The sequence below is a fragment of the Mesorhizobium qingshengii genome, assembly GCF_027563465.1.
GTDB lineage: Bacteria > Pseudomonadota > Alphaproteobacteria > Rhizobiales > Rhizobiaceae > Mesorhizobium > Mesorhizobium qingshengii_A.
This window is the reverse complement of record NZ_JAPFQA010000004.1, coordinates 70,354-87,929: the sequence shown is the minus strand read 5'-3', so window position 1 is coordinate 87,929 and position 17,576 is coordinate 70,354. Positions and strand designations below refer to the sequence as shown.

The 17,576-nt window shown below is 63.1% G+C and carries 18 protein-coding genes and 1 tRNA gene; 6 read left to right on the top strand and 13 right to left on the bottom strand.

The features are described 5' to 3' along the window. Positions 1-11: 11 nt before the first annotated feature. From OOJ09_RS11695 to OOJ09_RS11665, 7 genes are all read right to left on the bottom strand, one after another. Positions 12-236, bottom strand: coding sequence for a DUF6434 domain-containing protein (locus OOJ09_RS11695; protein WP_269905366.1), 225 nt, complete (start codon positions 234-236; stop codon positions 12-14). Positions 237-308: 72 nt separating this feature from the next. After that, positions 309-1,292: a class II fructose-bisphosphatase gene (gene glpX / locus OOJ09_RS11690; RefSeq protein WP_269905365.1), complete on the bottom strand. Its 984-nt coding sequence runs from the start codon at positions 1,290-1,292 to the stop codon at positions 309-311. A gap of 258 nt (positions 1,293-1,550) precedes the next feature. Continuing rightward, positions 1,551-1,718: a Thivi_2564 family membrane protein gene (locus OOJ09_RS11685; protein WP_081293949.1), complete on the bottom strand. Its 168-nt coding sequence runs from the start codon at positions 1,716-1,718 to the stop codon at positions 1,551-1,553. Between the two features lie 71 nt (positions 1,719-1,789). Next, on the bottom strand, positions 1,790-2,146 hold the full coding sequence (locus tag OOJ09_RS11680) for a hypothetical protein (protein WP_269905364.1): 357 nt from the start codon (positions 2,144-2,146) through the stop codon (positions 1,790-1,792). A 135-nt stretch (positions 2,147-2,281) separates the two neighbouring features. Further along, entirely contained in the window at positions 2,282-3,595 is a 1,314-nt protein-coding gene (locus OOJ09_RS11675) for a homoserine dehydrogenase (protein WP_269905363.1), read from the bottom strand. 48 nt (positions 3,596-3,643) lie between these two features. Further along, the gene (locus tag OOJ09_RS11670; RefSeq protein ID WP_269905362.1) at positions 3,644-4,861 is read right to left on the bottom strand and encodes an LL-diaminopimelate aminotransferase; all 1,218 of its coding nucleotides are present in this window, start codon (positions 4,859-4,861) and stop codon (positions 3,644-3,646) included. A 65-nt stretch (positions 4,862-4,926) separates the two neighbouring features. Further along, a complete protein-coding gene (locus OOJ09_RS11665) occupies positions 4,927-5,313 on the bottom strand; it encodes a hypothetical protein (protein ID WP_269905361.1) in 387 nt (128 codons plus the stop codon). Between the two features lie 98 nt (positions 5,314-5,411). On the opposite strand from OOJ09_RS11665, the gene OOJ09_RS11660 reads away from it, so the two are divergent. The 3 genes from OOJ09_RS11660 to OOJ09_RS11650 all read left to right on the top strand — a co-directional run bounded on the left by OOJ09_RS11660 (position 5,412) and on the right by OOJ09_RS11650 (position 9,003). After that, entirely contained in the window at positions 5,412-7,247 is a 1,836-nt protein-coding gene (locus OOJ09_RS11660; protein ID WP_269905360.1) for a PHA/PHB synthase family protein, read from the top strand. 215 nt (positions 7,248-7,462) lie between these two features. Next, complete coding sequence (locus tag OOJ09_RS11655) at positions 7,463-8,716, top strand: YcbK family protein (protein WP_269905359.1); 1,254 nt, start codon at positions 7,463-7,465, stop codon at positions 8,714-8,716. A gap of 212 nt (positions 8,717-8,928) precedes the next feature. Next, positions 8,929-9,003: transfer RNA gene (locus OOJ09_RS11650), tRNA-Glu, on the top strand. Positions 9,004-9,759: 756 nt separating this feature from the next. Here OOJ09_RS11650 and OOJ09_RS11645 read toward each other — a convergent pair. Beyond that, complete coding sequence (locus OOJ09_RS11645; RefSeq protein WP_269905358.1) at positions 9,760-10,116, bottom strand: hypothetical protein; 357 nt, start codon at positions 10,114-10,116, stop codon at positions 9,760-9,762. 381 nt (positions 10,117-10,497) lie between these two features. Continuing rightward, positions 10,498-12,492: a winged helix-turn-helix domain-containing protein gene (locus tag OOJ09_RS11640; RefSeq protein ID WP_269905357.1), complete on the bottom strand. Its 1,995-nt coding sequence runs from the start codon at positions 12,490-12,492 to the stop codon at positions 10,498-10,500. Positions 12,493-12,716: 224 nt separating this feature from the next. On the opposite strand from OOJ09_RS11640, the gene OOJ09_RS11635 reads away from it, so the two are divergent. The 3 genes from OOJ09_RS11635 (at position 12,717) to OOJ09_RS11625 (ending at position 15,616) form a co-directional block, all read left to right on the top strand. Beyond that, positions 12,717-13,151: a monooxygenase gene (locus OOJ09_RS11635; RefSeq protein WP_269905356.1), complete on the top strand. Its 435-nt coding sequence runs from the start codon at positions 12,717-12,719 to the stop codon at positions 13,149-13,151. Continuing rightward, a complete protein-coding gene (locus tag OOJ09_RS11630) occupies positions 13,148-14,227 on the top strand; it encodes an NAD(P)H-dependent flavin oxidoreductase (protein ID WP_269905355.1) in 1,080 nt (359 codons plus the stop codon). The genes OOJ09_RS11635 and OOJ09_RS11630 overlap by 4 nt, the downstream gene beginning before the upstream one ends. Positions 14,228-14,974: 747 nt before the next feature. Further along, positions 14,975-15,616, top strand: a complete 642-nt coding sequence (locus OOJ09_RS11625; protein ID WP_269905354.1) for a class I SAM-dependent methyltransferase — start codon at positions 14,975-14,977, stop codon at positions 15,614-15,616. 197 nt (positions 15,617-15,813) lie between these two features. Here OOJ09_RS11625 and OOJ09_RS11620 read toward each other — a convergent pair whose 3' ends face one another. The 4 genes from OOJ09_RS11620 to OOJ09_RS11605 all read right to left on the bottom strand — a co-directional run bounded on the left by OOJ09_RS11620 (position 15,814) and on the right by OOJ09_RS11605 (position 17,477). Further along, positions 15,814-16,110, bottom strand: a complete 297-nt coding sequence (locus OOJ09_RS11620; RefSeq protein WP_269905353.1) for a DUF6074 family protein — start codon at positions 16,108-16,110, stop codon at positions 15,814-15,816. Between the two features lie 188 nt (positions 16,111-16,298). Continuing rightward, a complete protein-coding gene (locus tag OOJ09_RS11615) occupies positions 16,299-16,595 on the bottom strand; it encodes a DUF982 domain-containing protein (protein WP_269905352.1) in 297 nt (98 codons plus the stop codon). 134 nt (positions 16,596-16,729) lie between these two features. Further along, a complete protein-coding gene (locus OOJ09_RS11610) occupies positions 16,730-16,966 on the bottom strand; it encodes a hypothetical protein (RefSeq protein ID WP_269905351.1) in 237 nt (78 codons plus the stop codon). Positions 16,967-17,078: 112 nt separating this feature from the next. Next, complete coding sequence (locus OOJ09_RS11605; RefSeq protein WP_269905350.1) at positions 17,079-17,477, bottom strand: hypothetical protein; 399 nt, start codon at positions 17,475-17,477, stop codon at positions 17,079-17,081. Between the last annotated feature and the right edge of the window lie 99 nt (positions 17,478-17,576).

Sequence of the window (17,576 nt, the reverse complement as noted above, 5' to 3'; positions counted from 1 at the left end):
CCTCAAGAAACCTACGCTTTCCGCTTTTCAGCCTGGCGCCGAAGCCATTCGTCGGCGGCATCCCCCATCGTCTTTTGCGCGCCGTCCTTGAGCCAGGCCATGAAAGGTCGGTCGAACCTGAACCCATCGCCGCATTCGCGGGTGAGAAAGCGGCGCACGTTCTGGGTGTTGCGATAGGATCTGGTGATGGCCGTGGCACGCGAGATCGGGTCGGCGTGCCAGTCGAACGGTTTCATCGCCAAGTCCTTACAGCCAGCATCGGATGCAACCAGATGGCTAACGATTGCGACGTGGCTTCGCAAGCCGGTCTAGAACTTATCCAGGTCCTGATGCCGCGCCTTGATCTCGCGCACGGTCCGCGAGGACGAGCGCAACACGATCGTGTGGGTGGTGATGTAGGTGCGGCCGAACTTGACCCCCGCCAGCATGTTGCCGTCGGTGACACCAGTGGCCGCGAACAGCACGTCGCCGCGCGCCATGTCTTCCGCACGATAGACCCGCTTCGGATCGGAAATACCCATCTTCGCGGCGCGCGCGACCTTCTCGGGCGTATCGAGGATCAGCCGGCCCTGCATCTGGCCACCGGTGCACCGCAGCGCCGCCGCGGCCAGCACCCCTTCTGGCGCGCCGCCGGTGCCGAGATAGATGTCGATGCCGGTTTCCTCGGGATCGGTGGTGTGTATGACGCCGGCGACATCGCCGTCGCCGATCAGCCGGATCGCGGCGCCCGTGGCGCGCACGGCGTCGATCAGCTTGGCATGGCGTGGCCGGTCGAGGATGCAGGCGGTGATGTTCGGCACCGCGACGCCCTTGGCCCGGGCGAGGCTCGCGATGTTCTCGGCCGGCGAGGCATCGATGTCGATGACGCCATCGGCATAGCCTGGTCCGATGGCGATCTTGTCCATGTAGACATCGGGCGCGAACAGCAGACTGCCCTTCTCGGCGATCGCGATGACGGCGAGCGCGTTGGGCAGGTTCTTGGCGCAGATCGTCGTGCCCTCGAGCGGATCGAGCGCGATGTCGACGGCCGGACCTTTGCCGGAGCCGACTGCCTCGCCGATGTAGAGCATCGGCGCCTCGTCCCGCTCGCCCTCGCCGATCACCACCGTGCCCTTGATGGCAAGCCGGTTGAGTTCCTGGCGCATGGCGTCCACGGCGGCCTGGTCGGCCGCCTTCTCGTCGCCGCGACCGCGCAACCTCGCGGCGGCGACGGCGGCCCGTTCGGTGACGCGCACCAGCTCCATGGTGAGTATCCGGTCAAGACCGGCGACGATGTTCTGGGCCACATTCATTTCGGCAGATCCTCGCTTGCACGCCGCCTCCCGCCGGAGGCGCGTCTCTTTTGTCAAACGAGCATGACAACGGCAAGACCTGCCGAGAGTTTTATCGAATAAGTAGCAATATCAATCGATTAAACCACATTTTTGAAATAGGGCCGGCCCGGTCGGGAAGAACCCGACCGGCCCGAAAAGTGAAAATCATGATCGGTTGCCGGTCGGCTGCCTGATCCCCATCACAGCCAGCGGCGACGCATTGGCGCGCTTCGCGGCCTAGAAGACCGCGAGATATTTGAGCAGCGAAATGATGCCAATGATGATGACGATGATCTGGACGATCTGCCTCATCCTTGCGTCGAGCGGCAGACGCTGGACCAGATAGAGAACGAGGATGATCACAAGGAACGTGATCAGGATGCCTATCAGCATCGATGAAGCCATGGTGCCCTCCTGGAAATGATCTACCGGGAACAAGGAAATGAGCCGGCAACGCCGGCTCTATCGGGATGCCATCAATACCAGCGGCGCGGCGTGTCGTTCATCGACTGGCCAATCGCCAGCCCGGCCAGAAAGCCGAGCAGGCCGATCACACCGATCACGGCGGTCGTCGTGCCGGGATTCTCACGCGCGACTTCCGACACCGCCTGGGCCTGGGTGCGCAGCTGCTGGGCGGTTCGCGACGCGCGGCTCGCCGCGGTCTCGTAGAAATCGGAAGCCTGCTCGCTGGCGTCGTCCAGCATTTCCGCGCCGCGCGCCGAAATGCTCTTGTTGATCCTGGTGATCTCCTTGCGCAGTTCGGCGATCTGCTTTTCCAGAGCCTTCTGGATGTCGTCGATATGGGGGGTGTCGGACTTGTTGGTATCGGCCATGAAGCGGTTCCTTTTGATTGCTCACCAAGAGAACGGCGCCGACGTGAATTCGTTCCGGCATATCGCGGCTGTTTGCCATCGCACCGAGGTGCAAAACCGGCGCGATATCTGCCCGCGCTGCGGCCCGAATGGAAGCTACCCTGCCCGCTCGATGCGGATGACCTGCGGCTTGTCGGTCAGGTGACCATCCTTGGTGATGCCGTCGACGGCCTTGCGCACGGCGGCCTCGGTCGTCTCGTGGGTCACGAGGATCACCGTCTTCTGCGCCGCCGCCTCGCCGCTGACCGCGTGCTGGACGATCGATTCCAGCGAGATATCGTTGTCGGCCATGCGCTTGGCGATCGCCGCGAACACGCCGATGCGGTCGTGCACGGTCAGGCGGATGAAGTAGCCGCCGGCATGGCTGCGCATCTGCGCCTTCTTGTAGGGTTTCAGTTCCTTGGCCGGCCGGCCGAAGACCGGGCCATGCTGGAAGCCGGGCCGGCTCTTGGCGATGTCGGCGATGTCGCCGATCACGGCCGAGGCAGTGGCGTTGCCGCCGGCGCCGGGGCCGGAGAGCAGCAGTTCGCCCAGTATGTCGGTCTCGATCGCCACCGCATTGGTGACGCCATGCACCTGCGCGATGACCGAGGCCGTTGGCACCATGGTCGGGTGCACGCGCTGCTCGATGCCGCTTTCGGTACGCTGGGCGACGCCAAGCAGCTTGATCCGGTAGCCGAGATCGCCGGCCGCGCGGATATCGGCCTGGGTGATGTTGGAAATGCCTTCCATGTAGATATCGCTGGCAGCGATCCTCGTGCCGAAGGCAAGGCTGGTCAGGATCGACAGCTTGTGCGCGGTGTCGTGGCCCTCGATGTCGAAGGTCGGATCGGCCTCGGCATAGCCCAGCCGTTGCGCGTCCTTTAGGCAAGCGTCGAACGAGATGCCCTCGGCCTCCATGCGCGTGAGGATATAGTTGCAGGTGCCGTTGAGAATGCCGAACACGCGGGTGACCGAATTGCCGGCCATCGCCTCGCGCATCGTCTTGATGACGGGAATACCGCCCGCCACCGCCGCCTCGTAATTGAGCAGCACGCCCTTCTTCTCGGCGATCTCGGCCAGCGCAACACCATGCTTGGCGAGCAGCGCCTTGTTGGCGGTGACGACATGATGGCCGGCTTCGAGCGCCGCCTTCACCGCGGCGCGCGCCGGCCCCTCGTCGCCGCCGATCAGTTCGACGAAAACATCGATGTCGCCGGCCTGCGCCATCTTGACCGGATCGTCGAACCATTTCGCCGAACCGAGATCGACGCCGCGATCGCGTTTCTGGTCGCGCGCCGAGACCGCGGTGACGACGATGTCGCGCCCGCACTGCCGGGTCAGTTCCGCCGCCTTGTCGCACAGCACACGCGCCACCGACGCGCCAACCGTGCCGAGACCGGCAATTCCAACACGCAGTGCTTCAGCCATAGCCGGCGACGTCCTTCAAGTCAGATCGAAAAATTGTGTGCGGCAAGCCTACCGGTGTGCGGAAAGCGGCACCACGTTGTTGGGTTGCTTGGCGCTGGTCGACAGGAAGCGCTTGATGTTGCGCGCCGCCTGCCGGATCCGGTGCTCGTTCTCGACCAGCGCGATGCGCACGTGATCGTCGCCATGTTCGCCAAAGCCGACACCGGGCGCTACCGCCACGTCGGCGTGCTCGATGAGCAGCTTGGAGAATTCGAGCGAGCCGAGATGACGGAACGGCTCCGGAATCGGCGCCCAGGCGAACATCGAAGCCGCAGGCGCGGGAATAGCCCAGCCGGCCCGGCCGAAGGCATCGACCATCACGTCGCGGCGCTTGTGGTAGATGTCGCGCACCTCGGCGATGTCGGCGCCGTCACCGTTGAGCGCATGCGCGGCCGCCACCTGGATCGGCGTGAAGGCGCCGTAGTCGAGATAGGATTTCACCCGCGTCAGCGCCGAGATCAGCCGCTCGTTGCCAACGGCGAAGCCCATGCGCCAGCCGGGCATGGAAAAGGTCTTCGACATCGAGGTGAACTCGACGCAGACATCGATCGCGCCTGGCACCTGCAGCACCGACGGCGGCGGATTGCCGTCGAAATAAATCTCCGAATAGGCAAGGTCGGAAAGGATGATGATGTCGTTCTTCTTCGCGAACGCCACCACGTCCTTGTAGAAATCGAGCGAAGCGACCAGCGCCGTGGGGTTCGACGGATAGTTGAGGATCAGCGCCAGCGGCTTCGGGATCGAGTGCCGCACGCCGCGCTCGAGCGCCGGGATGAAGCCGTCATCAGGCTCCACCTGCAGCGAGCGGATGACGCCACCCGACATGATGAAGCCGAAAGCGTGGATCGGATAGGTCGGATTGGGGCACAGGATCACGTCGCCCGGGGCAGTGATCGCCTGCGCCATGTTGGCGAAGCCCTCTTTCGACCCCAGCGTCGCCACCACTTGCGTGTCCGGATTGAGCTTCACGCCGAAGCGGCGGGCATAGTAGTTGGCCTGGGCGCGACGCAAGCCCGGAATGCCGCGCGAAGAGGAATAACGATGGGTGCGCGGATCGCGCACGACCTCGCAAAGTTTGTCGACGATCGCCTTGGGCGTCGGCAGGTCCGGATTACCCATGCCGAGGTCGATGATGTCGGCGCCGCGCGAACGGGCGCTGGCCTTGAGCCGATTGACCTGCTCGAAGACGTAAGGCGGAAGCCGGCGGACCTTGTGAAATTCTTCCATGGCAGTTCCAGACATCACTTGGTGACTTGGTCTTTGGAGGGCGCGTTTGCGCGCGCCCTATATACTCATTTGCAGGTAGGGTCGAGGGCGGGGTCGCATTTGCCTTCGATCTGCTTCAGCGTTTCACCGCCATGTTTCTTGGCCAGATCCTTGAGCGCCGCCTGGTCGGTGACCTTGGGACCGCCGCCTTTCGCGCCCTGCGCGTTCTCATCCGCCTTCAATTGCGCAAGCTTGGCGTTCCTCTCGGCTTCGGTGAACTGCGGCGCCGCCACTTGCGGTTTGATGTTCAGGTTTGGAAAGGTGCCGGTGTCCTTCGGCCCCATGCCCGCCGCGACAGGCCCCGGAGCGTTGGTGCTCGAACACGCGGCAATCCCCAGAAGGATGATTGCCGCGCCGATGCGCAGAAAACGTCCAGCACCGAAAAAAACAGTCTCGCCAATATTAATCGTCATATTGTTTCCTTGGCAGCCGAGGTAGAGCGAGATTGGACCCGGTCGGATGTCCCATGTTAATATGTCAAGAAAACGCTTCGGGAGGAACCCCGCGAACCATGTCCAAGACACCCGATTCGGGCAAAGCGGAAGATGACGAGCCTTCGACCGTCGAGCAATATCTGGTGAAGGACCCGGAACGCTTTGCCCTGAACATGGCGCGCATGATCGAGCAGGCCGGCAAGGCTGCTTCCGCATGGGCCGAGCCACGCGAAAAAGGCGAGGTGCGCGATAGCGTCGCCGAGCCGGTCGTCGACATGGTGAAGACCTTCTCCAAGCTCAGCGAATACTGGCTTTCCGATCCGCAGCGCGCGCTGGAAGCGCAGACGCGACTGTTCTCCGGCTACATGACTGTCTGGGCCAACGCCATTCAGCGCACCAGCAACGCCGCCGAAGGCACAGAGGACGCCGTCAAGCCGGAACGTGGCGACAAGCGCTTCCTCGACCCCGAATGGGGCCGCAACGCCTTCTTCGATTTTCTCAAGCAGGCCTATCTCGTCACCTCGCGCTGGGCGGCCGACCTGGTAGAACACGCCGATGGCCTGGACGAGCACACCCGCCACAAGGCCGGCTTCTACGTCAAGCAGGTGTCCAACGCCATCTCGCCGTCGAATTTCATCCTGACCAACCCGGAACTGTTTCGCGAAACCGTCGCCTCGAACGGCGAAAACCTGGTGCGCGGCATGAAGATGCTGGCCGAGGACATCGCCGCCGGCAAGGGCGATCTGAAGCTGCGCCAGGCCGACTATTCGCCCTTCGAGATCGGCAAGAACATCGCCACCACTCCCGGCAAGGTGGTTGGCCGCAGCGATGTCGCCGAGATCATCCAATACGATCCCGCGACCGAGATGGTGCTCAAGCGGCCGCTGCTGATCTGCCCGCCATGGATCAACAAGTTCTACATCCTTGATCTAAATCCGCAGAAGTCCTTCATCCGCTGGGCGGTTGAGCAGGGCCACACCGTCTTCGTCATCTCCTGGATCAACCCGGACGAGCGCCACGGCACCAAGAGCTGGGAAGCCTATATACGCGAAGGGCTGCAATACGGCCTCGACACGATCGAGAAGGCCACCGGCGAAAGGGACGTCAACGCGATCGGCTATTGCGTCGGCGGCACGCTGCTGGCGGCGGCACTGGCGCTGATGGCGCAGGAAGGCGACGACCGCATCAAGTCGGCCACCTTCTTCACCACGCAGGTCGACTTCACCCACGCCGGCGACCTGAAAGTCTTCGTCGACGAGGAACAGGTCGCGGCGGTGGAAAAGTCGATGAGCGAAAAGGGCTACCTCGACGGCACCAAGATGGCGACCGCCTTCAACATGCTGCGTTCAGGCGACCTGATCTGGCCCTATGTCGTCAACAATTACATGCGCGGCAAGGATCCCCTGCCCTTCGACCTGCTCTACTGGAACGCCGATTCGACCCGCATGGGCGCGGCCAACCACTCTTTTTATCTGCGCAACTGCTATCTCGAGAACAACCTTTCGCGCGGCACGATGGAACTGGCGGGCCACACGGTCTCGCTCGCCGACATCACCATTCCCGTCTACAACCTCGCCTCCAGGGAAGATCACATCGCGCCGGCGCTCTCCGTGTTCCTCGGCTCGAAATATTTCGGCGGCAAGGTCGACTACGTCATGGCCGGGTCGGGCCATATCGCCGGGGTCGTCAATCCGCCGGCATCCAAGAAGTATCAGTACTGGACCGGAGGGACGCCGATGGGCGACTTCGGCCAGTGGATTGCCGGGGCCACCGAACATCCAGGATCCTGGTGGCCGCACTGGCAAGACTGGATCGAGGCCAAGGACAACACCCGCGTGCCTGCCCGCAAACCCGGCAAGCATATGAAAACCTTGGGGGATGCTCCCGGTACCTATGTGAAGGTGCGTGTGTAACGGACTGTAATGTCTGGTGAGTTGACGGGCCGGTAAAAGCGGGCGAAATGGTGTCGTCAACCTTCAAGCGGCCACAATTCAGCAATCACGACAAAAATACTTCCAGGCTTGCGGATTTGACACAGGTCTCGTTTCCGGATCGGAGACAAAGGTACCTCGACGCGGACGTTTCAGCGCTGCATCAAGGATATGCCGACCGGACATCGAGGGGGAATTTGGCTTTGAAATCAGCAGGATGGAGCCTCGCAAAGGGAGAACGCCGCGCCATCGTGGCAGCGCTCTGCTCCGTGCTTCTGGCTTCCTGCACCTCGGCTGGCGACCCGACAATGTCGGTTGGAATGCCGGGTTACAACGCTACTGCATCGGACATAAGCGCGGCCTCGAGCGCCAAGGCGGCCACCGTCGCCGATTCGTCGCAGGTCACCACCGAGCAGACGACCGTGATGACGGCAAGCGATACGGCGCTTCCCGAGAAGGTCGCCTATGTACCAATAGCGAACCCCCAGGCCGCCTTTCCGCTGACCACTCCGCCGGGCGCCGAAACGATCGCGGGAAACACGCCGCAATCATTGCAGCAGCCGGCCCAGACGGCGCGGGAGAACGACGCGGTGGCGCAACAGATTGCCGCCGCCGATGCAGGCGTGACCGCGCCAAAGCCCACAGCCGCGCCAGCGATGAACAATCCGGTCTACGTGACGGCTGGCGAGATGCCACAATCGCCGCAGGCCGAAGCACCCAAGAAAAAAGGCTTCCTGGCCTCGATGTTTGGCGCCACGCCGGCCTCGGCGACACCGCTCATCAACACCAGGTCGGGTGAGCCGCCCGCGGTGCAGGCCAAGCCGGCACCAGCACCGGCAAAGCCGATCATCACGCTGGCCTCGGCCGATTCCACGGCAAAGCCGGTGCAGTTGGCCTCGATCGGCGGCGAGACCGGCCACATCACTGGTAGCGATGCCCTGCCCGGCGTGCGCCAGACAGCCCTGTTCGAAATCAAGCGCAAATCCGGCCTCGACGACGAAAGCGACGTCGACCTCAATGAGGACGAGGGCACGGGCGCCGGGGCCTATCAGGTCGCGTCCGCCGCCGGCATGGCCCGGCTGGCGCCCAACGGATTGCTCAAGCAGAACGAGAGCGTCGACGTGGCGTGCCTGAAGCCCTCGCTGGTTCGGGTGCTGAAGACGATCGAAGGCCACTACGGCCGCAAGATGACGGTGACGTCGGGCTATCGCGATCCGGCCCGCAACCGGCGTGCCAACGGTGCCAAGAATTCGCTGCACATGTATTGCGCCGCCGCCGACATCCAGGTCCCCGGCGTTTCGAAATGGGAGCTGGCAAGCTATATCAGAAGCATGCCCGGCCGCGGCGGCGTGGGCACTTACTGCCACACCGAATCCGTGCACGTCGATGTCGGCCCCGAGCGCGACTGGAACTGGCGTTGCCGCCGGCGCAGCGGCGGTGGCGACGGCTAGGAGCAACTTCGTCATCCCTGGGCGAAGCTCCGTCGCGGAGACCCTGGGATCCAGGCCGGAACCTTGGCCGAGGAGTGCAGCCGAGCAGATGCCGGCACCGGGCCGGACCTCTCGAAACACCAGATTTGACAGGCTGGAAAAAAGTTGTCCAAGCCGGCACTTGACGGGTTGCCGGTTGCGCGCAACGCCAGTATAAGCCGCTTCGTCTGAGCGCGCCCATCGTCTAGCGGTTAGGACACCGCCCTTTCACGGCGGTAACAGGGGTTCGATTCCCCTTGGGCGTACCAGGATAATCAAATACTTACCCGAAGACCTCGCTCCGCTGGCTAATATGGCCTGGGGAATCATAAAGAAATCCATCACCGTGGGTAGCGGGCCTTACGTCACTTGGACGCCAGAAGCCCATACCGGGCGGACATGGCCTTATTGCCGGCCAGCGGCACGACTACGGTCGTCGAGGAGTTGATCGGGAAGGCGCTTAAGACGCCCACGCAAGGCGGTCAGACGACCAAGAAAACTCGCGTCCCGCGCGGGCGATCGCCGACGATGGTTTGCCGCTCGCTAATAGAGCAATTGCCGAGACGCGGTAGGTCCCTCTATAGGGCAGGGATCGGTCGGCCTGCGTTCGCGACAGGCGAAAAACTGGGATTGATTCGAAGGATGAGCCTCTCCTGCCTTCGCAGAGCTGCCGGCAATGGTGGCGGCCACGATAATGGCGGCGGGCAAGGCAACGGCGGAAATTCAGCCGGAGCAGGATCGACGCCTGAAAACGCAAAGCCCGCCTCGCGTGAGCCGAGGCGGGCGTTTTTGCAGCCGCACCATCAAGGCGGTGGCGGCGGCGGCGCGATTGAGGGACCCGGGCCAGCCGTTACGCTGGACAGTCGATCTTTCTTGATGAGTGTCGGCTGTTCGTACGTCTTCTTCATCGGAATCCCCCTGTTTGCCCTGCTCCACAATAGCGTGAGGGTGCCGAAGGTTGTCAAGCCATCGCCCAAAAAGGCTCGCCGCCATGGGCAACGGGCAGGGTCCGACGTCGCCAGAAATCAACCCGGCACAATGGAGTGCAAGATGGCCTGCATGTGCTCTTTCAGGTCGAGTTCACCCCTTGCCTCAATAGTCAACAAGTACTCGGATTTGGCCCGGCGATCGCCTCTGCTGATGGCAGGATAGGAACATATGGCTAGCAAGGTTTGCTCCTCAATTCGGTCTGCCATCTTGCGGTCATGCCAGTTGCTGCCCGCTTGGTGAACAACCCTGTGGAGCGCAGCGTAGGCGGTTTCATGGGTTGTGATCAGCGACTGCAATTCGCGCGAGATACCTTCACCTTCGGCAAACGTCGGTTCAACGACAGACGCAATGGCCGTGAACGCAAGAAGTGTACGGCGGGTGACCCCGGGCATGCCTCATATCCTTGCTGATTGATGAGTGCGGGCACACCATAGCACCGGCGTGGCGGTTCGCAGAGATGCCTGCCGCGCGATCACGTTCTCTGCTGACAAAACCTATCCGTCCACAGCTGCTTATGGCTGGCAGGTTCAGTCCCCTGAACCCTCAGTGGAAGGGCCGCCAGGCCACCCCTGCCCCACTGCCGTAAAACCCCGGCGGAGCGCGTGTCGGTGACCGGCCGCCCGGCGGGGGCGATCTGACCCAGCTGACGCGAGAACGATGAGAGTAGCCGTTGCGCCACCTACGGGCATCACCAAGCCGCGGACGTCGCGTTTTGGGCCGGTGACGAACTGGCAGCCTCTCGCGTCTGGAATTGGGGACGCAGATATTGGCCTTCACCCTGGCATCGACTCGATTCGATCTTCCAGGCCGTCAAGTTTGGCAACTATTGGTAAAGTGCTTGCCGCGGACGTGCCGGGTTGGACGTATCGATAACCGGCCTTTGGGACCGTCTGAATGCAATCGCGCCTGGACCCCAGCTTCTTGCGCAACGTCCGCACGACCGTATCAACGACGTTGCTACCGACATATGTGCGGCGCCAGATACGCTCGATGAGATCTTCGCGTCGTACCACCGCAGGCGCACGATCAATCAGCTCACCAAGGACTTGCGCCTCCAGACGGGTCAACTCGACTGCATGTCCTTCCACGACTACCTCGCGGCGATCGCGCGCGAAATCCAGATTGTCGCTATCGACCATTCCCGTCGGTCCGGCGTCGACCAGAGCCGAGACCCATCCAATCATGTCGCCGCCCGGAACTTCGAGCACCATGGTGGCCGGCATATCGGTTGGCGCTTCCTGCAAGGAGCGAAACCCGAGCCGATGCAGCAGCTCGCGGTCGCCCGCGAAGGCATAGCAGTAGATCCGCGCCATTCCCCAACGCTCGATATAGTTGCGTTTCAGGTCGAGAATGCAGGCGATGCGGCCAGCTTCGTGGGCTTCGGTGGCCCTCCCCGAAATTTGGCGGATGAACAGCACTTCCCCATTCACGGGATTTGCAGCCAGATGGGTTTGCCAAGCACCAAAGAGAGGATCAAGTGCGCCGAGCCCGTCGTGCGGATCGTCCTGGCGCGTGAACAAGTAGAAAGCCAGCACTTCACCGTCGGGTCCTCGTGCCACAGAAAACCGATGCGGCAGATGCTGAATCCATGCCTCGATACGTGCGCGCTCGTCGCTGCCGTCGCGCAGATCGACGATGTCCAGGATTTGCTGGAAATCATCAGCGCGAGCCGCCTCGACAGGCGGCGCTTCCGCCTCCGGAGGAAAGAACGCATTGCGAAGTGCAGGCTGCTCCAGCAGGTGGAGAAGATCGGCCATGTGCCGCCATCGGCCGGAGCGCCCCGAACTGCGAAGGCGTTTGACGATCCAGTCTGCCGCGATCTTGCGCCACAACTGATAGCGTTCGGCTTCAACGCCAGACATCCAATCGACTATGGCCCGCCGCACCGGCTCCGCGATATAGATTCCTTCGGCGTCGCGCGTCGCGAATGGCAGGGCTTCGACAGCCTCGAGCAACGAAAGCTGTACCGGCTCTTCAGTCTGCAGAATGGCTGACACCAGGGCCCGGTTTGCGCGTCGAACAATGGCGCATGCTTCGACAGCCCGTCGCAACTGGGTGTCTCCGATGGCATTCAGGACGGCGTTGGCGAGTTCGCCGGCGTCGCGTGTGGTGCCGAGCGAACCGGTGCGCGCGGCGTGGATCGCCATGTGCAGGCCAAGAGGATGACCGCCGGTCAAGGCCCAAATGCGCTCGGCTGTTTCCGGCGACAGGCCCGCCGCGGCAACCACTGCATCGCTTTGGGATCTCGGAAGCGCGCCGAGCTTGATATCAACGAAATACCGTCCGTAGTCCGACGACCAAGCCGGCGGTGGAACGGCTGTGCCTGCCAATACGAAGCGCGTGCTTGCCGGGAGAGCAGGAAAAAGCTCGACCCGGAGCCATGAACTCGCCAGGCGCCAAGTATCGACATCGTCGATCATCACGACCGTGGTTTCCTTGATGCTTGTCAGCGCATCCGCCAAATCGGCAACCGTTCGGGTGACTTCGTTGCCAAGCGCCCGGCCCATCGCAGCCAGGATTGTCGAGGGGGTGGGTTCCACTGATCCTGCTGCGATTTTGAGCCCACGGACTCCGTCATCTTCGCGAAGAGTAGCTTCGAGCGCTGAAACGAGCGCCGTCTTGCCGATGCCGGCGGGGCCGTGAAGGTAGACGACGATCGGTCCACCCGGGGCCGTCACCTGACGCAGAAGGCGCAATTCCGAATCGCGTCCTGCCAAAGAAGAACGGCGCCCTGCCCGTACTAGGTCGGCGATCGTGGCCGAAGTCATGGAGCAAAGTTCTCATCGATTACTCATCGGCTCATCATGACCTTATCGAACCGCTCAGTCTACTAAGGTCGAACCAACAAGGCCGCCGCCGCGGGAAAGGTCGCCTTCCAAGGCAGACGATCCGCATCGAATGGAGCCACGGAAACGGCATCGGTTGTCCTTCAGGCCATCGTTGGCTGCCAAGGCCACGGCGGCCGCAAGAGCTCATCCACAGGAAAGAGATCATGAATGAACCAAAGACCAGGATCGGTCGCCGCGGGCCCGTCCCCGGCGATCGCAGCGTGCGGCGCGTGGCCACGCCGACCGCACTGTTGTTTCGTTTTCCTTTCGCAGGGCCCTGGGGAGAGGAACTGGCGCAAGCCTCGCAAGAACTAGCCAGCGACATCGCCAATGAGGACGGGCTTGTCTGGAAGATCTGGCTGGAAGACCGCGAAACGGGGCATGCGGGGGGCATCTACCTGTTCAGGGATGCTGCGGCGGCGAGCCGATATCGGCAAAAGCACGAGCGGCGGCTTGCCGCCATGGGACTTACCGGGGTCATGGTGGATGCCTTCTCGGTCAATACCGAGCTGTCGGTTCTGACCATGGCACGGGCCGCGCTCGGCGAACCCAGCGCTTCGGAAATTCCTTCGATGGCCACGATGACGATACGGCCATGACGATCAAACCCCCGGACGGCGCGATGCGGGCAGGCCGCCCTCAACTACATCAAAGGATACAGACTATGATTTCGACATCTATTATGCGGGACTTCGGGCTCGCGACGCCGATCGTCAACGCAGGCATGGCGATGATCGCCCGTCCCGCTCTCGCGGCCGCTGTGTGCGAATCCGGCGGGCTTGGCACGATCGGCTCAGACATCAACCCGGCCCACGTCCTGTGTGATCTCATCCGCAAGACCAAGGCACTTACGAAGCGGCCATTCGGTGTCGACCTGATCGGCGACTTCGTCACCGACGAACACATATCCGTCCTGCTTGAGGAACAGGTGGCGCTCGCGATCTTCTTTTGGACGTTGCCGACCGCGGAGCATGTCGGACGGCTGAAGCACGCTGGCATCAAGGTCTGGATGCAGGTCGGCCGCGTCGCGGAAGCTGAGCAAGCGGTCGCCCTCGGCGCCGAGGCCCTTATCGTCCAGGGGGCCGAGGCAGGTGGCCACAACCGGGCTGAAGCGTCCACCATGACGCTATTTCCCCGCATTCGCCGACTTTTCCCGGGCCTGCCGCTGCTTGCCGCAGGCGGCATAGTGGATGGCACGACCATGGCCGCCGCGCTCGCTCTCGGCGCTGATGCCGTCTGGTGCGGCAGCCGTTTCCTCGCTTCGCAAGAGGCCCAAGCGCACGATGCCTACAAGCACCGCGTGCTAGCTGCCGATGTGGGCGATACGGCGATCCTGTCCATCTACGGCCCCGAATGGCCCGATCAGATGATGAGGGCCATCGTCAATGACGGCGCACGTGCGGCGCTGGGGCGGGAAGCCGAAGCCATCAAGGATGCGGAAGGCCAGTTCATCGGTTCTACCGTGCTGAACGGCCAGACAATCCCGGTGCCGCGCTACAGCGCCATCCTGCCGACGCCCGATTTCGACGGCGACATGGAGCAGGCATGCCTGACGGCCGGACAAAGCGCCGGCAACATCGACGAAGTTCTGCCTGCGGGCGAAATAGTCCGGCGCATGACGGTCGAGGCAGAGTCAGTGCTCCGCCGTCTGACTGGCATGGGAGAGGCCGCCTGACGCGCGGCCTTCACAAATCGATTCGCAACGATCACCCCGGCAGTGCGCGCGCACTGCTGGTCGCCGACCCATAATCAGCGGTTGTCACCGGGAACCTCGATGCACCGCGCGCCTGGGATCTTGGCGGCAATGAAGCGCCCGGCCTCGACAAGTCCGGCGCGTCGCCAGAGCGGTGCAGAACCACCGTCATTACCGAGACCCTTGCCGGGAGCCGGGACTGGAGGCGGCCCTGAGTGCTCGAAACCCTGGAGTCGGCCTCGACGGACAGGCCCGATGCGGGCTGAGTGATGCCCCGCTGGCGACGATAACCCCGCTGCGGAAGGCGATTGGGATTTTACACAGTGTGCGGCGAAGGCTTGCGCGGCGGCTTCCTCATCGGCTTCGGGCCACAGAGTGGCGGCAACGTCGCGCGCCATGGGGCCGCAGGCCCCGGCTAAGGTGATCAGGAGCGCTGCCGCCCTGCGTGGAGCGAGTTCCACCCGCCGCCCGTTGAGACGAAACTCCGGAAAACCCAGAAGTCGGAACTCCAATCGCTCCATCGATCCGTACGCGGCCGCGCGGGGACGTTGAGGGGACGCCGGCCCTCTATGTACCCAGGACGTCGGGCCGAGTGGGCCCGATCAGGAGACTCCCCCGGAGCGAGAAATGTCACTGATCAATACTCTCCCCCACCATCGTACGTCCGAGGCTGATTTCGGGGATGGCACACCTTTCGGCGTTGCGAACACCGGGCAAGGAGGCTGAGCCATGTGCCAATCCTGCCTCTCCTGGTACGCGCGCTGCATGGCTCCCTACTTCGTCCACGCCGGCTGTTCGGCCAACGCGTTCGCCCACATGCGAAGGCGCATGATCCCGCGGGCAGAGGGCATTGTCGTCGAAATCGGCTTCGGGTCTGGCCTGAACCTTCCCTATTACGACGCCGCCAGGGTGGCGCTGCTGGTCGGCGTCGATCCGGACGGCACTATGCTCGGCCTGGCCGGACCGAAGAGCCGTTCCCTGCCATTCGAGGTCGAATGCCTGCGGGCCAGCGGCGAGAGCCTGCCGTTGGCCGATGCCTTCGCCGACACCGTCGTCGTGACCTATGCCTTCTGCACCATTCCGGACCCTGAGACGGCGCTGACCGAAATCCGGCGCATCCTGAAGCCGACGGGCCGGCTGATCTTCATCGAACACGGCCGGGCCGAGGGGCCGCTACGCCGCAGATGGCAGGAGCGCCTGAACCGGCCGTGGGGATCGCTCGCCGGTGGCTGCCACCTCAACCGCGATCCCTTGCGGTTGCTCCGCGGGGCGGGCTTCCGGCTGGTTGAAGAGGAGCGCGGGCGGTTCCCCCTGCACTTCTGGCAATTGGGAAGCCACTACGCCGGTGTCGCGGCACCCCCGAAAGGTTGACGGACCTTCGCCATGGAAGCCTGCACTTTCGGAAAAGTGGCAGAGCCTCGAATGGCTCATCCGGAAAACGATACCTGGGGGATCAGCTAGCAGCAAGGCAACGGCGGCTCCATCGTGTCGTGGTGGATGAGGCGGACGTCTTCCGGTTCGCGGCCCGACTTCAGCTTGACGCCACCGGTTCCGCGAGAAATTCCAGTTCAACCGGCGTCGGCGGCCAGCATGTGCATCTCTTGCTGCACGGCAAAGAAGAAACGGCGAACCTCGTCGCTGGCTGAAGTCCTGTCCTTGCCCGAGCCGACAATGTGATCAAGAAGCTCGGAAGCCTTGGCCTTCCAGAAGGAGGTCGCCTTGTCGCCATGCAGGGTCCCCAGCTTGGCGGCAACCTCCCGAACAAGGAAAACCTGACGATCAATCGGGAACGCACGCACGTTTGCTGAGGACATCTTCCGAACCATGGGACTGACGCAACGAATCAACCATTGCTGAACAAGCAATGGCGTAACCTCGAAGATGGAAACGGAACCTTAACGGCGCGTGCGTTGGCGCGTCTTCATGCAGTCGTCCGGGACGATGCAGGGCATTCGTCCGGGACAACGCAGGCGATGATCCCCGCGACACGTCATGTGCGTTCAAACGCGACCCTTGGCATTTCGATCGGGACAGCCGAAATGGGAGACGGCCCTCAAGCCTGCAGCGATCTCGCCTCGCCACCGCGCTTGCGCGGCGTCATCATGTCCCTGGCCATCAGTCCGCTCGCACGACAAAACGCCATGAATGCGCGACAAGCATCCTCGGTCTTGACCACGTCCACCGTGGCGCCAAAGCAGGCATTGAACGCCTTCTGATAAACCGGGCCCTGACGTCGCGCGGGCCAATCCTGAAGAAAATCGAGCGCCTGTTCGATGCCGTAAATCTCCTCGACCGGGAGGCCGGGCGCGGGTGCGATGCGCACCGGAACCTCGAATTGCAGTCTGTCCATTTCCTGTCTCCCGAACCGGCGTCACCGAGGCAACGCCGTTCGTCGTCGAAAGTTGCCTTGACAGGTTTCTGGCCCAGAAATGTGTCGTCACTGCGGTCGCGAACCGCTGCATGACGGCGACTGCGCCAGAAGCGTTACTGGTTCGCCGGGTCGGTCTCGGCGTCAAAAGCCACGCGGACCACCGTGACCAGGACCAAAGCCGATGGCGCCGCGAAAATGACGGCGAGGATCACCGCCCCGGTTCCCGACAGGCCGAGTGTCTCCGCTACCGCCCAATAGACGGTTCCCATGCAGATGAGCGCCTGGACGGAGAGGAATGAAGCCGCCGAAACCGCGCGCGACAGGGTTTTGAATGTCTTGATGCGTTGCATTGAAATAATCCGGAAATGACGCGCCGCGCGACCGCTGCGCGGCCGACAGCCGCCGCATGGTCACGACGCGAACAGGGATGGGTATGTGGTGAAAAGTGCGGTTCTGGACCGCTCAGGCCGGGATGGAGGGCGGTGCGCGCGGCTGGTTGGCGCTCGCCTTGCGACCCGAGGCCGGTCCGTGTCCGCACACAACCGCGTCCGGCGAAGTCCGGTCAAACCGAAGGAAAACAGCTTCGGGAACCGGCAAGGCGGGATGGCCGCTGGCAAACTTGGCCAGCACCGGCCGGACAGCGCGAACTTCCAGCGCTTGCGCCTTGCCGGTGACACGCAGCAGCGCCGCCACCTCGCCAGACCGTTCGACGCCGACGCTGGCACCGCCCGATGCAGCGTCCGCGAAGGCTGGCATCTCCGGCTGGCCAAGGCACAGCATCGCCAGCAGCACCATGCCCATCAGACATGAGCAGGCGGCCGCCAGCGGCGCTTTAAGCAATCTGCTACGCTTGGCCGTCATGAAAAGGTTGCGATCTCCCAAAACCTCCCCCGCCCTAACGCAAGGTGGCAAGAAAGGAAAGCAAGCCGGGCACAAACCGGCAAGACATTGGCCCTGACG

Excerpts from the sequence above, each read along its gene's own strand:
- OOJ09_RS11695 (WP_269905366.1), bottom strand. The coding sequence starts at position 236 with ATGAAACCGTTCGACTGGCACGCCGACCCGATCTCGCGTGCCACGGCC.
- glpX (WP_269905365.1), bottom strand. The coding sequence starts at position 1,292 with ATGAATGTGGCCCAGAACATCGTCGCCGGTCTTGACCGGATACTCACC.
- OOJ09_RS11685 (WP_081293949.1), bottom strand. The coding sequence starts at position 1,718 with ATGGCTTCATCGATGCTGATAGGCATCCTGATCACGTTCCTTGTGATC.
- OOJ09_RS11680 (WP_269905364.1), bottom strand. The coding sequence starts at position 2,146 with ATGGCCGATACCAACAAGTCCGACACCCCCCATATCGACGACATCCAG.
- OOJ09_RS11675 (WP_269905363.1), bottom strand. The coding sequence starts at position 3,595 with ATGGCTGAAGCACTGCGTGTTGGAATTGCCGGTCTCGGCACGGTTGGC.
- OOJ09_RS11670 (WP_269905362.1), bottom strand. The coding sequence starts at position 4,861 with ATGGAAGAATTTCACAAGGTCCGCCGGCTTCCGCCTTACGTCTTCGAG.
- OOJ09_RS11665 (WP_269905361.1), bottom strand. The coding sequence starts at position 5,313 with ATGACGATTAATATTGGCGAGACTGTTTTTTTCGGTGCTGGACGTTTT.
- OOJ09_RS11660 (WP_269905360.1), top strand. The coding sequence starts at position 5,412 with ATGTCCAAGACACCCGATTCGGGCAAAGCGGAAGATGACGAGCCTTCG.
- OOJ09_RS11645 (WP_269905358.1), bottom strand. The coding sequence starts at position 10,116 with ATGCCCGGGGTCACCCGCCGTACACTTCTTGCGTTCACGGCCATTGCG.
- OOJ09_RS11640 (WP_269905357.1), bottom strand. The coding sequence starts at position 12,492 with ATGACTTCGGCCACGATCGCCGACCTAGTACGGGCAGGGCGCCGTTCT.
- OOJ09_RS11635 (WP_269905356.1), top strand. The coding sequence starts at position 12,717 with ATGAATGAACCAAAGACCAGGATCGGTCGCCGCGGGCCCGTCCCCGGC.
- OOJ09_RS11630 (WP_269905355.1), top strand. The coding sequence starts at position 13,148 with ATGACGATCAAACCCCCGGACGGCGCGATGCGGGCAGGCCGCCCTCAA.
- OOJ09_RS11625 (WP_269905354.1), top strand. The coding sequence starts at position 14,975 with ATGTGCCAATCCTGCCTCTCCTGGTACGCGCGCTGCATGGCTCCCTAC.
- OOJ09_RS11615 (WP_269905352.1), bottom strand. The coding sequence starts at position 16,595 with ATGGACAGACTGCAATTCGAGGTTCCGGTGCGCATCGCACCCGCGCCC.
- OOJ09_RS11610 (WP_269905351.1), bottom strand. The coding sequence starts at position 16,966 with ATGCAACGCATCAAGACATTCAAAACCCTGTCGCGCGCGGTTTCGGCG.
- OOJ09_RS11605 (WP_269905350.1), bottom strand. The coding sequence starts at position 17,477 with ATGACGGCCAAGCGTAGCAGATTGCTTAAAGCGCCGCTGGCGGCCGCC.